11 protein-coding genes are annotated in these 12,875 nt (G+C 41.3%); 3 read left to right on the top strand and 8 right to left on the bottom strand.

Features of this window, described 5'->3' with window-relative positions; genetic code table 11:
- Positions 1-590 precede the first annotated feature (590 nt).
- Positions 591-1,031 carry a hypothetical protein gene (locus M23134_RS21350; RefSeq protein ID WP_002699819.1) on the bottom strand — a complete coding sequence of 147 codons (441 nt, stop codon included), beginning with the start codon at positions 1,029-1,031 and terminating at the stop codon, positions 591-593.
- Between the two features lie 806 nt (positions 1,032-1,837).
- Here M23134_RS21350 and M23134_RS21345 point away from each other — a divergent pair.
- The 3 genes from M23134_RS21345 (at position 1,838) to M23134_RS21335 (ending at position 3,639) form a co-directional block, all read left to right on the top strand.
- Entirely contained in the window at positions 1,838-2,452 is a 615-nt protein-coding gene (locus tag M23134_RS21345) for an NAD(P)H-dependent oxidoreductase (protein WP_045114058.1), read from the top strand.
- 79 nt (positions 2,453-2,531) lie between these two features.
- Positions 2,532-2,828, top strand: a complete 297-nt coding sequence (locus M23134_RS21340; RefSeq protein WP_002699816.1) for a putative quinol monooxygenase — start codon at positions 2,532-2,534, stop codon at positions 2,826-2,828.
- Between the two features lie 4 nt (positions 2,829-2,832).
- Positions 2,833-3,639, top strand: a complete 807-nt coding sequence (locus M23134_RS21335; protein WP_002699814.1) for an SDR family oxidoreductase — start codon at positions 2,833-2,835, stop codon at positions 3,637-3,639.
- A gap of 656 nt (positions 3,640-4,295) precedes the next feature.
- On the opposite strand, the gene M23134_RS21330 is transcribed toward M23134_RS21335, so the two are convergent.
- The 7 genes from M23134_RS21330 to M23134_RS21300 form a co-directional block, all read right to left on the bottom strand.
- Positions 4,296-5,774 carry a right-handed parallel beta-helix repeat-containing protein gene (locus M23134_RS21330; protein WP_045114037.1) on the bottom strand — a complete coding sequence of 493 codons (1,479 nt, stop codon included), beginning with the start codon at positions 5,772-5,774 and terminating at the stop codon, positions 4,296-4,298.
- Positions 5,775-6,076: 302 nt separating this feature from the next.
- The gene (locus M23134_RS21325) at positions 6,077-7,090 is read right to left on the bottom strand and encodes a T9SS type A sorting domain-containing protein (protein ID WP_045114036.1); all 1,014 of its coding nucleotides are present in this window, start codon (positions 7,088-7,090) and stop codon (positions 6,077-6,079) included.
- Between the two features lie 69 nt (positions 7,091-7,159).
- Positions 7,160-7,792, bottom strand: coding sequence for a calcium-binding protein (locus M23134_RS42535; protein ID WP_002699807.1), 633 nt, complete (start codon positions 7,790-7,792; stop codon positions 7,160-7,162).
- 58 nt (positions 7,793-7,850) lie between these two features.
- A complete protein-coding gene (locus tag M23134_RS21315; RefSeq protein WP_002699805.1) occupies positions 7,851-9,047 on the bottom strand; it encodes a parallel beta-helix domain-containing protein in 1,197 nt (398 codons plus the stop codon).
- 80 nt (positions 9,048-9,127) lie between these two features.
- On the bottom strand, positions 9,128-10,222 hold the full coding sequence (locus tag M23134_RS21310; RefSeq protein WP_002699803.1) for a T9SS type A sorting domain-containing protein: 1,095 nt from the start codon (positions 10,220-10,222) through the stop codon (positions 9,128-9,130).
- Positions 10,223-10,287: 65 nt separating this feature from the next.
- Positions 10,288-11,484 carry a parallel beta-helix domain-containing protein gene (locus M23134_RS21305; RefSeq protein ID WP_002699801.1) on the bottom strand — a complete coding sequence of 399 codons (1,197 nt, stop codon included), beginning with the start codon at positions 11,482-11,484 and terminating at the stop codon, positions 10,288-10,290.
- A 282-nt stretch (positions 11,485-11,766) separates the two neighbouring features.
- Positions 11,767-12,864 carry a T9SS type A sorting domain-containing protein gene (locus tag M23134_RS21300; RefSeq protein ID WP_002699799.1) on the bottom strand — a complete coding sequence of 366 codons (1,098 nt, stop codon included), beginning with the start codon at positions 12,862-12,864 and terminating at the stop codon, positions 11,767-11,769.
- Positions 12,865-12,875: the final 11 nt, after the last annotated feature.

Here is a 12,875-nt window from a genome sequence, read left to right as displayed (position 1 = left end):
TCAAAGTAGTACTTCAGTGGAAGCTATACCCATAAGTACTGAACATAGTATTTTAGCTTTTTAGATATCAGGTAGTACTACATTAAACCGTACGTGTATAAAGAGAGTTTGAGTAAACAAACAATAAATCTGTAACTAATCAACCTCTCTCAGTCTCTCCAAAGGAGAAAAGCTTTTACAAGATCGAAAAACTATACACGATTAAGAGGGTTACCGTCAGATATCAAAGTCAAGGTGTATAAGGAGTCACTCCATTGACGGGCTGCAAATCAGCTGGTTTGCCCTTAAAGAAGCCATACGCTGAAAGCTTTATTTGATAACTTTCTGGAAGTTTTATTGATGAAGGTGCCCAGGTATGCCCAAGGGTTACAGCAAACACTAAGAGCTAAGAGGGAAACTTTTTTTGTGATTTGATAGCGCATAAAGTGGAAGGCGAATAAGAGGGAAGGCACACAACCTTCCCTCAGATAATTTATTTTTGATTAGTGAGGTTTTTTGAAGTATTTCAGAACTCGCTAAAGCTCGGTTTAACGCACCTGAGCACAAAGCTCATCGAAAATCACACTAAACGCGAAAATTTAAACAAGCTCTTATCGAATATGAGCGTTTTTGTCTTGGGTAACTTTAAGCAAAAAATCTTGAATTTTTGAGGCGATTTCGCTCGACTCGGTACTTACCTCTATTTCTATTTGGTAGTTTTCGGGAGACTCGGCATAGTTAGGAAGCCAAAGTATATAGAAGCTATCCTTTAGCTTTCTGGTAATTTGAATATCAAATTCAGGTGCTTGATAAGCAAAAACAAAAGTGGTTAAAGTATACCCGTTAGGCTTTATTACCTTACGCTGTACTTGGGCAGATATGCTTTGGCAAAAATCCCACAATTTGTCGGGTATGTCGGTGACCATAGTAGTAGCCAAGCTAAATTTTTCGCTAGGTTGTGCAACCACAAAGTTGCCTTTTTTTAGCTCGGCAAAACTCAACAAAGTGCCCTTGGCTTGGGCAGAGGATATAAAAGTAAATTGTGGCATCATTTTTAAAAATATTTACTTAAAGTTTGTTTAAAGCGTTCGTTTACAGGATATTTTATGACATTTTGAAGGATGACAACATCTGGTAGATGTTGGTCGAACTACGTGTGACAAGTAGCTATTGCTAATAACCGATGACTACAACTTTGCTGTACCGAGTTTTGACAAAATATAACCCAAAAAATCGCGTAAAAAATCTAATCAATGAACCGAGCCACAGGCGAGTTTATAAATCCTCCGAATCAAGTTCGGAGGGCTCTGCCTTTTGGCTAATTTTAAACAAGCTCTCAATAGTGAGCACTAAACATAATAGTAGTGGCAAATGCCAACATTTTAAATAATCTTGATACTTTCATTAGCTTAATTATTATAAGATGAAAAACTATTAAGTGTAATATAATTGCGATAGTTACATAAGCTAATTTGAGGTAAGTAAGTGTCTGATCCAAGGATTACAAGGGCATTTGTTGAGGACAATACTTGGGACAATACATTAGACTAAAAGTGTAAAGCACTATTTATCAACAGGTTAATATTGTTAGCTTTTTTTTACAGATTGAAGCAACTCCGTTTTTACCTCCTCTATTTTATGGTATGCAACTCAAAAATGACCTAAACTCTTCTGGGTTGGTATAGGGTTTATTTAACTTTTGGTAATGCAAACAACTCCTCGGTTTATGCTGTTTTCGCAGAGTAGACTCTGGTGATGTAAGGCAATATTATGATCGTAAAAAACGATTTATGCAATCTAAAAAATCTATTTCTTAAATACATTGATTACTGCTACATTTGCATTAAAAAAAAAGCAGATGAAAAATATTTTATTAATCAACGGACACGAGTTTTACGAATTTGCCAAAGGGCAATACAATCAGACATTGTTTAAGGTACATGAAGACATCTTAAGCAAGCAGTTTAATATCACAAAAACCATCATTGAAGATGGGTACGATATTGCAGAAGAACAAGAAAAGTTTAAACGGGCAGATATTATTGTTTTTCAATTTCCTGTTTATTGGTTTGGAATGCCAGCGGCTCTTAAAAAATACATCGATGTAGTATACGCATACGGGGTGTTTTTTGGAATGGGTAACGAGTCGAGTCAGGCAGGTGAGCAACCAAAATATGGTTTTAGCAATGGCTTGATGCCAGGCAAAAAATACATGCTTTCTATTACAACCAATGCTCCCAACGAAGTTTTTAACGATGAAGATGGTTTTTTTGAAGGCAAAGACCTCGAAGGCTTCTTATTCAATGTTCACAAAACGCATCAGTTCTGTGGTATGACACCGCTCAAAAGCTTTGCAGCAGACAATGTAATCAAGAATCCACAGCCTGAAGCTCACTCAAAGGATTTAGAAGTACACTTAAAGTCAACAATTGTAACACCTTTTGCCAAGCCCAGGCAAGCAGCGAAACTGTAACAAAACCATAGCTGTTTTTTTAATCCTGGTCAGATAATTAACCCAATAACCTTTAACTATTTAACAGGGAGTAACCATTATGAGTCAACCATTTTTTACCATTGCTAAACTCACCGCCAAAGAAGGTAAACTAGCGGAATTAGAGCAAGTGCTAAATAAGTTAGCCGAAGCAACCAGACAAGAAGCTGGGGCACATGACTATTTTTTCATCAAAGATGCCCAAAACTCTAATACTATTCTATCTTTTGAAAGGTGGGAAAATGAAGAGGAGGAGACTAAACACTGGAGTACCCCTCACTTGAAACATGCCTTCACCAAATTACAAAATCTGTTGGAAGAAGAAGCCATCATTCATAAAGGACACCAAATTATTTAATGTTATGAACAAAACAATTTTAATTACAGGAGCAGGCTCAGGCTTTGGCAAAGGTGTAGCGTTTGGACTTGCCAAAAAAGGGCATCACGTAATTGCTACAGTAGAAAACTGGCCACAGAAGAGCCTGCTAATGGCAGCAGCAAAGGCCGAGAACATCCAACTCACTATAGATAAACTAAACTATCTGGAAGAGGGGGATATTGACAATGTCATAGGTAAATACGGAGATGAGGTAGATATTGTAGTCTTGAATGCTGCAACCGGCGAAACAGGGCCCATTGCCGAAGTTCCTGTAAAAAGAATTCAAAGGGTGTTTGAAGTAAACGTATTTCAAACCATTGCAATCGCCCAGCGGTTTGCCAAAATATTTGTAGCCAAAAAAAAGGGCAAGATTGTGTTTACTTCGTCAATCGCGGGCTTTATCACCTTTCCATTTTTGGGGCCTTATGTAGCCTCTAAACATGCACTGGAAGGGTTAGTGCAGTCTATGCAACAGGAAATGGCAGATACTGGGGTGAAAATAGCAACCATTAACCCTGGACCCTTCAGAACAGGGTTCAATGATAGAATGTACGATACAGTAGACCAATGGTACGATCCATCACAAAACTTTACAAAAGAACAGCCTATCAGAGATGTACAACAGTTGTTTGCTGGTGACGAGCTACAGCTTGATCCACAAGGCATGATTGATTACATGATTGAAAAAATCCCTTTAGATGCGCACAATTTCAGAAATGTATTCCCTGAAGAAGCCATTGCAGATGTAAAAAAATACCAGGATTCGCTTTGGAACAAGCAAATAGGATGATTGAGCTTACCTTGAGGTTTTGTCTTTAGAATGACGGGTTTAAAACCCACGATGAGTTCTGAGAAAGCTTGATCTATTTTACTCAAGTACAGGGTAGGGTTTACATTGTTTATTCCCGGATTTAAATTTTATTTTCAAATCCGGGAATTCATTATTTGATCATTAAACCACAGTTTCAGTACAGATGCTTTCCAGCTCCAGTACCAAATCGCGGTTTATGCAAAAGGGACATTTCTTTTATACCAATGCTCCGTAGTGATTTCAAGTGAAAATATTTACTGATAATCAGCAAGTTAAGTCCTATTTACAGGAGCGTTTGTGGTGCAAAAAAATTCAAAAAAGAATTTAGTAGACAAAATCACTTTCACTCTTTGCTTATCAAGCATAAGTAAGGTGAACATTTATTTGAGTCTACTATAGACTGACTAATACCAAGTCTGATTGAAAACCCATACAAACTCACTTGTAGTGGCCTTAACACAGCCGACCAAGTGCTTCGCTCTCGTTATCCGCTCTCTTGGTCAGCTGCGCTTAAGACCAAGAGGAGGGGACAAGCTTGGTGATGGCTTTTAGATGTAGACATACAAAGAATTTAGTGTACAAGTAATGGCAACGATTTGGTATACCAAGTAATGTAAAAACAGTGCACTACCCAATCATCGCTTCACCAGCAAACGCCCGGTTTTTACCTGATTGTCGACTCGAATCTGATAAATATAGTAACCATTGCTCACCTTAGAACCATTATTGTTTGTGGCATCCCAGGTAATGTGACGATTCCCCTTATTAAGTACTTGTTCGTTGGCCAGGGTTTTTATTATTCGCCCCGATTGGTCTATAATACTTAAGCTTACTTTGGCAGGCTTCACCAGCGAAAACTCAATGGTAGTCAAATTGGTCACTGGGTTAGGGTAAACCTTGACTGTAGTAACTGGTTTATTTACCGAGGTTGGCAATGAAGCGGTAGTGCGGGCTGAAGTACCACCTGGCACAGGGTTATTCACATTAATATGAATGTTTTGCACCACAGAAGAGGGGGAATTAATCAAGTGACAAGGCTTGCCCGAATAATAGAAAGTATTCCGACCAATAATCAAATCTTTGGACGAATCCCAACTTTCGAAAATATAAGAACTTCCCTGGTTCCAATAATTTACCTCAATGGCAGGCATCCAACTGAGGTTGTCTGGATCGGGTTTGAAGTGAGGCACATCTATATGTCCCTTCTGTAATCGATTGTCCCAAATAGTGATTTCATGGCTATCTTCCAAATGATACTGATCGCCCACATAAATAGAGGTAAGCCTTACATCATGTATATTGTTGGCACGAATGTAAATCCCCTCTCCGGATACGTGCATACCGTGCCAGCCCACATGGTGAATATGATTATTGACAATCACAAAATCACGACGGTTCCAAATGTCACTGGAGTGGTAACCAGTAATACCGTCCATGCCAGTACGGGTAATGGTACAACCATCAATAGTTACTCGCTGAGCACCTGGTATATAAATGCCATGTACCCTTACATCGGCCACATAGGTTTGTTTGATGAGCACATCTCTGGAGCGAACCGCCACAATACCAAAAGCAGAACCATCGTATATGTTGCAATTATTAATTTGCAAATTGTGCATTTTTTTCAATAGCAATATGTCGCCATCAGTAACAGTGTTTCGGGTGCTTTTAAAAGTACAACTATGCAACAAAAGGTGATAATTATCCAGATTGGGGTCATTGTACACAATATTTTTAGCCCGGTGCTTTCCATCAAAGGTAATGCCTCTTACTGTTACATGGTTCCCTTGAACGACCAGCACGTGTTGATCGTTTGGACTTAATGCAGACACACCAAAAGAAATAGTGATGCCCGCAATCATTCCCCGCAGGGTCACGCCTTCTTTCATGATCAAGGGAGTGGTAATGTTGTAGTTGCCTGGGTGACCAATGTACACTTCGTCTCCTGGTTGTGAAATGCTCAACAAATGGCCAATAGAACCATAGTTGTTTACATTGGCATGGTCGCTAAAATCAGCAGGAGCCGCCGCCCAACGAAAAATGCCTGCCGTGGCGTTTTGGCTCATGAAAAACAAGCACAGGAGGTGAATGATGAGGGTAATTTTTAGTCGCATTTTAATTCGGTTTAAGTAATTAATCAATGATTCAATTAACAGCATGAACTTATGCTTTGCCTGGTTAGGTCTTGGTAATCTTATTGAACAGGCTATAGCTGTTAGCTATGTGTTGAGGCTAAATTTCTAACAAAGATAGGAAGGGGGCAAAATTTGACCAGGCATAAATTCGGGACATTGAGTGAGACAATGATCATTAAAAAACTGCTTAAAAGTTGATTGAGGGCTTATAAAATAATTTTGGGAAAATGAGTATAAAAAAGCCCCTGACTGATGATGAGCAGGGGGCTGATTGATAGTAACTATTGCTTGATGATGGGTTGGGTAATTTTAATATTACTCAAAGAACTGGTAACTTTGATGAGGTATTTCCCCGGAGCAAGCAAACCTACACTTAGCGGAATTTGATTATTGCCTGCCGGAAAACGCTTGCCAATAAATAAAGTCTTCTGAGCGACCCCATTCAGGTCAAACACCTCTACGGTGAGGTCTTCTGCCTGAGGTAAATGTATCTGTAAAGTGGTCTTTTGTACAACTGGATTGGGGTAAATATTCAGTCCTACAACTTCGGGTTGGGTAATGCTCTGGTAATAATTGGTTTGACGGAAACTGTTACAGTCTAAAGGTTCCAGTGTTTGTGACCGGATAAAATCAGTGGTACCTGCTACAAAAAAAGCAGCCCCTATAACAACTACAGAGCCCTGTCCTGCTAAAATCCCACCAATAGCCACTACTCCTCCAAAAACCTGTTTGACCGCTCCTTCAAACCTGAGTTGTTTAGCCACCGTGGTAGCTGCAAAAGAGCATCTTTTGCAGTTTGTACCTACCCTGGTACTGTTGGCATAAAAGTCACACGTATAATTATCATCAGGTTGGGTTTGGGCATTAGGGAAGTCCCCCAGTAAATCATTCAGGTCAATTTCTTGGTAACCTGAACTACTCCCCGAACCATCTACTTTTTCATATTCTATTTTAGGAGGCGAGTCATACTCACCAATTTTACTGAGTCCAAAGGTGCCCACTGTAAACAACTCATACCGCCCTCCAAAGCCTGAAATTTTTAGTTTAAGCATAGGTTTATCTTCTCCATTGGGTTTTGAACACTTCACTGAGCCTCCGTTGATTTTTATGTGAAACCCGTTGAGGCATCCGAAGTTTTTATCTTCATTAGAAACCTGCCTGGAGGTTTCCATTACTGTAGGGGCAGATTCTACTTTAGCTAAGGCCAGTTGAGAGCGTTGAGCAGTAACTGAGGTAAAGCCCCATAGTACAAACAGAATAGTGAGTAGTACTATTGTTGTATTTGTTGTTTTCATTGTTTTCATTGTTTTATAAAATAAGATAAGTTGTAATTGTTTGAATATGTCTTTTTGCTTTTTTTAGAATTAAAAACCCTCTGTTTTATCATTGAAAATAATGGCATGGATGTCTTCAAAGTTGATGGAGCCTCCTACCCCCTCTTTGATATAATAGGCACCAGAGTAGCTCTTATTGTCGGGGCGGAAAGCATAAGGAACCAATACAACATCTGTAGAGTTTACATATATCCGAATGCGGTTATAAGTGCCATTTCCGCCAAAAACGTTCGTTTGTTTGTAACCAGATGATTGAGGTTTTATATGAAAAATATCGTCACCATCTCCTCCGTGCATTTCTCCACCTCCTTCTGCAATAAAGAGTTTGTCATTGCCAGCCCCTCCATATAAGATGTTTTTGCCGTTTCCTCCTATAAGAGTGTCATCACCATTGCCCCCATATAACACATCATCTCCTTCGCCTCCCTTTAGCAAGTCGTTGCCTCCCTTGCCCCGGATAACATCGTTGCCCCCGGCTCCAAACAATTGGTCATCACTATTGGAGCCCGTCAGCACATTGTTATTATGATTGCCCCGAAAAACGGCATTGGTGACGCCTTCTCCTATGTGTTGGTAAGAGGTTGGGAGGGTTTGTTCTTTGTTGACACAAGCGTAGCCTATAAATAATAGGGTGATTAATAGTAGCAGATTTGATTTTCGCATAATTGATAGCAAGTTTAAAAGTGTGTAATATAATTGGTGTATAGCTGGTTGTAAAGACCTATTCAAACCCTGCCCAAACCTTTTTCAGGCGTGGCAAGGAGCAGTCATATTTTTTAGCCTGGTAACGAATGCGCTTGAAACCACTGGCAGCATTAATGTTGGCAAATAAGGGGAATTTGTCCAAGGTTTTATTGTTGCGGAGGCAAAGTACCTGCTGCCCTTTTTGGGCTGGGTCTATCACTCCATCATAAACAATGTGAGGAATACGGTTGGGCTTAAACGGAATATCTTTAAGCTTTCGGTGAAAAGCAGGAGAAAGCCTTGAACGACTATATACATTGTTATAAATAGCCACCTCACCAGGGTATGGGTTATACTTTTCATAGGTAGTTTCAATACCAATCAGGTCATAATGAAATACCCCCGTACCCAAGGTTTTATTATTCGCTATTTTGTTGGCAAAAATCTCTACCTGAGAGGTAGCTACTACTACAATGCCACTGCCCGAAGGCACTCCTGCCACCATGGCCATGGCAGGAGCAAAATTGGGAAGGTTATTTCTGACTACCTGATTCTCAAATACCCTTACCTGCCCTCCATTAGGCACCACTACAGTGGGTACATCCATCACTAATATGCCACAAGTGTTATTCATTGCCAGGTTGTTGTATACATCTACTCTGGTAGAGTTTTCCAGGTTAATACCCGTCACATTTTTCTCTACCTCACAGTAGCGTATCACAATGTCGTGTGACTGCCCCACATAGATGCCAGCATCGCAAGCTCCCCGTGCCTGACAATATTCAATGAGCACCTGTTGACACATTACAGGATACAAACCATAAGCACCATAAGAGTTGTCATGGGTGCCCCCCCATTCGGTTTCCACATTTCTAAAAGTTACCCCTACTACGTTGATGGCTTTTATAGCATCTCCTTTGGCTTCTTTTACTGTAAAGCCTTCCATGACAATGTGACGACTATTAGCTATTTTGATGCCCTCAGCGCCCGATTTTTGATTTTTGAAGTTCAATACTGTTTTGCCCATGCCTGCCCCCCTGATCGTTACATTTTTTTTACTTTCCAACGACAGACTTTTCTCTAAAAAGAAAATGCCTTTGGGCAGATGAACTGTGTCGCCCTCTTCAGCCAAAATCAATTGTGTTTGTAGCTGTTTGTATAGGTGGGGTTGGGCATACCCCCGCTTAAACATAAAGTTGCCCAGCACAATGATGATAAAAAATAAGGATTTCATGTATAGTCTGCAGAAAAGAGGAAAAACCTGAAAGGCAATTAAAACAGCCCTTCAGGTTAGGCTTGGGTTCAGTTGTTTTATTATAATTTAATGAATGCCTGAGTTAGTTGAATGCTACCAGTAGCGCTGGTTATTTTCACCAGATATTTGCCTGTAGCAAGCTCTCCCAATTGCATAGGAATACGGTTTTCACCTGCTCTAAATTGTTTGCCTACAAATACTGCCTTTTGAAAATGTCCATTAATATCAAACACTTCTACTGTCAAAGACTCCTCTTGTGGCAAGTGAATATGCAAAGTAGAGGTCTCTTTTACAGGGTTAGGGTACATTTTTAAACCTGCTACGGCTGGCTGGCTTATCCCTTGGTAATAGTTAGTTTTCCGCAAAAGATTACAATCACTTAATGTTGCTAAAATTGAGGTAGTAAAGCTTGCTGTCCCCAAGGCAAAAAAAGCACCTGCGGTAGTAAGTTGGGTAGCTACCGCCAAGGCAGTAGGTGCTACAGGGCCTGCTACTACTGTAGCTATTCCTACTACTACAGCCCCTGTTCCAACCGCAGCCAACACTAGCGCTGCCCCACTTGGGTTACATCTTTTACAGTTAACATTCATTTTACTGCCAGAAGAATTACCATAAACATCACAGTCGTACTTTTCGCCAGAACTTTGGGGCTGCACTGCTTTGGGCAAATCTCCTAATATCTCAGCTACAGGTATGTCTTTGTATCCATCGCGCTCCCCATCATTGCTTACTTTTTCATAGCTTACTTCAGGGGCTTCCTCAAAGGTTCCCCGGCTTATGGGCTGACCATTGTTACCAATTGCAATTGCTTCATAAGGTTTGTCGCCTCCTTGTATGCCAGGTGTCCACTCTATCCGGGCTACTGGAACAGGGGTTTCAGGGTCAGCACCCGAAGGCACACTAGGAAAAGAGCAGCCAATGCTTCCACCGTTGAAGCCCAAATGAAAATTGCCCACGCAACCAACAAAGTGCGTAACTTTGTTGGTATCCTTTTTTGCTTTGTACAACTTGTCGATACCCGACTTAGGGGAAACAGTTGCCAAAGCTAGCAACGGTTCTTTGTCTATCTCTTGCTGAGCCAGCACTGGAGTAAGCCCCCATAGTACTAACAAAAAGGCGAGTAGCCATACGTTTCTTGTTTGTTGTTTTATCATTTTCTAAAAGGTTAAATTGTGTAAAAAAATATACTGATTGAAGATGTTTTTGAGCGAATGTCATGTCATTCAATTGGCCACCATACCTTTTCTAGTTTGGGCAGGGTACAGTTGTACGATTGGGCATTGTACCGAATATTTTTAAAGCCTTGAATTGCGTCTATATTGGCAAACAAAGGAGCCTTGTCTTGCACCTCATTGTCTCGAATACACAACGCTTGCTGCCCTTTTTTGACTGGGTCTATCACTCCATCATAAACAATGTGAGGAATACGGTTGGGCTTAAACGGAATATCTTTAAGCTTTCGGTGAAAAGCAGGAGAAAGCCTTGAACGCCTATATACATTGTTATAAATAGCCACTTCACCAGGGTATGGGTTATACTTTTCATAGGTAGTTTCAATACCAATCAGGTCATAATGAAATACCCCCGTACCCAAGGTTTTATTATTCGCTATTTTGTTGGCAAAAATCTCTACCTGAGAGGTAGCTACTACTACAATGCCACTGCCCGAAGGCACTCCTGCCACCATAGTTCCTTTAGGAGCGAAGTTTCGGTAATTATTACGGTATATGTTGTTTTTAAATACCCTCACCTGCCCACCATTGGGGATGGCTACCGTGGGTACATCCATCACTAATATGCCACAGGTATTGTTGTAGGCTAGATTTTGGTACACATCTACCCTGATAGAATTTTCGAGGTTGATGCCCGCCACGTTTTCTTCTACTTCACAGTAGCGAATCACAATGTCGCGCGACTGCCCCACATAAATGCCCGCATCGCAAGCTCCCCGTGCCTGACAATGCTCCACAAGTACCTGCTTGCATAATACTGGATACAGCCCATAAGCTCCCACAGGCGACGTGTCCCATTCGGTTTCCAGGTTACGAAAAACAAGCCCAGTAACTGCAATGGCTTTGATGGCATCGCCTCTGGTATTTTTTACGCTCAGGTTTTCCAGGGTAATATGATGACCTTGAGTTATCCTTATACCTTCGGCTCCAGATACCTGGTACCTAAAATCAAGAATGGTTTTGCCCAGACCTGCTCCCCGAATGGTGATGTTGTTTTTGCTTTCCAGCGAGAGGCTTTTTTTGAAGTAAAAAATCCCCGCAGGTAAGGCAATGGTATCACCCTGGGCTGCCATAATAAGTCGGGTTTGTAATTGTTTGTAGAGGCTGTCATGGGTCTTTTGAGCCGCTACATGACACCACCCAATACATAGCAAGCACCACAGATAAAAGGCTTGTTTTTTCATAACCAAAATAGGTTGGATAAAAGAGGCTGCCTCAGAATAATTTTAAAGAAAATGTTTTAAACACCAGACAATGCGCCATTAATAATCGTAAGACCACCTACTCATTTGACGAGGCACTACACAGTGCGCTCAGGTACTGGAATCAAGGCTGGCTTTTAAAAGCTTACCTGGCTGGTTCCCCCCGCTTTGTGAGATTGCAAACTGTTGGGTAATCAAACATTTTTCCTTAGAGGTAATGCGCTAAAGTTTGTGTGCTGAAACAGCCTCATCTTTCAAGATAAATTATTGTTTAATAATGACTTGCGATACCTTGATGTTGCTCAACGAACTGGTCACTTTGACAATGTATTGACCAGCTACCAGCGAACTTAAATCCAGCGGAATTTGGTTATTACCTTCGGGAAAACGCTTGCCCACTAGCAAGGTTCGCTGTGCCTTGCCGTTCATGTCAAACACCTCTACGGTGAGGTCTTCGGTCTGAGGCAAATGGATTTGCAAAGTGGTGTTTCGCTGCGCTGGGTTGGGGTAAATGTTCAATGCCACTGTTTCAGGTTGGGTAATCTGCTGATATTGCTGCTTGGTTTTACGTGCGTTGGTGCAATTGGCCAGAGGACTCACAATAGGAGGCGTGAGGGTAACACTTCCTGTCACAAAAAAACTTCCGCCTGGTGAATATCGACTGGCCACTGGAACAACTGCCCCAGCAGTTGTTCGGCTAGAAATGGATACTGGAGATCCCAGTCTGAGGCTTTGCCCAGAAGGATGGCCCAGCTTGAGTAAAGTGTTGGCGCTGTTGCATTTCTTGCACTCTACCATCAACACACTGGTCGACATATTGCCAAAAATATCACAGTCCAGGTCCTCGCTGCTGGTTTGTGAATATACCGCCGCTGGAAAGTCCCCCATCATTGCGCCAGTAGGAACAGTTTTGTAGCCATCTCCTCCGTCTTGTGGGTCTACAAATTCGTACCTCAAATCAGGAGCTTCGCTATAGCTGCCCCGACTAATGGCCGTACCACTTGAACTAATGGTATAAGGATAATAGGTAATGGAGCCTCCACCACCGCCACCACCACTGAGCGATACTCGACCTAATGGAACTGGAGTATCATTGGCATAAGCTCCCGAAGGTAAAGCAGGTGAAGAACATCCTATGCCACCTGTACCAAAGCCCAAATGAAAATTATCCACACAACCAAAAAAAGGGTTGTTGGTATCTTTGGGAGTGGCAGGCAAAGCCAACTTTTCTTTGTAAGAAGCAGTGGCTAAAGCCAGTAAATTGTTTTGGTTTGATAAGGGAGTTTGAGCAAACACTGGGGCAAGCCCTCCCAACACTACCAGCAAAGCCAGTAGTTGGCGGGTTATTCTTTGTTTTTTCATTATTTTATAAA

The organism is Microscilla marina ATCC 23134, from assembly GCF_000169175.1.
In the GTDB taxonomy this organism is placed as follows: Bacteria; Bacteroidota; Bacteroidia; order Cytophagales; family Microscillaceae; genus Microscilla; species Microscilla marina.
Note: the sequence above shows the minus strand (reverse complement) of the source record. Positions and strands in the feature narration are given on the sequence as shown.

Bases quoted from the DNA above. Each gene is read 5' to 3' on its own strand.
- M23134_RS21350 (WP_002699819.1), bottom strand. From the start codon at position 1,031: ATGATGCCACAATTTACTTTTATATCCTCTGCCCAAGCCAAGGGCACT.
- M23134_RS21345 (WP_045114058.1), top strand. From the start codon at position 1,838: ATGAAAAATATTTTATTAATCAACGGACACGAGTTTTACGAATTTGCC.
- M23134_RS21340 (WP_002699816.1), top strand. From the start codon at position 2,532: ATGAGTCAACCATTTTTTACCATTGCTAAACTCACCGCCAAAGAAGGT.
- M23134_RS21335 (WP_002699814.1), top strand. From the start codon at position 2,833: ATGAACAAAACAATTTTAATTACAGGAGCAGGCTCAGGCTTTGGCAAA.
- M23134_RS21330 (WP_045114037.1), bottom strand. From the start codon at position 5,774: ATGCGACTAAAAATTACCCTCATCATTCACCTCCTGTGCTTGTTTTTC.
- M23134_RS21325 (WP_045114036.1), bottom strand. From the start codon at position 7,090: ATGAAAACAACAAATACAACAATAGTACTACTCACTATTCTGTTTGTA.
- M23134_RS42535 (WP_002699807.1), bottom strand. From the start codon at position 7,792: ATGCGAAAATCAAATCTGCTACTATTAATCACCCTATTATTTATAGGC.
- M23134_RS21315 (WP_002699805.1), bottom strand. From the start codon at position 9,047: ATGAAATCCTTATTTTTTATCATCATTGTGCTGGGCAACTTTATGTTT.
- M23134_RS21310 (WP_002699803.1), bottom strand. From the start codon at position 10,222: ATGATAAAACAACAAACAAGAAACGTATGGCTACTCGCCTTTTTGTTA.
- M23134_RS21305 (WP_002699801.1), bottom strand. From the start codon at position 11,484: ATGAAAAAACAAGCCTTTTATCTGTGGTGCTTGCTATGTATTGGGTGG.
- M23134_RS21300 (WP_002699799.1), bottom strand. From the start codon at position 12,864: ATGAAAAAACAAAGAATAACCCGCCAACTACTGGCTTTGCTGGTAGTG.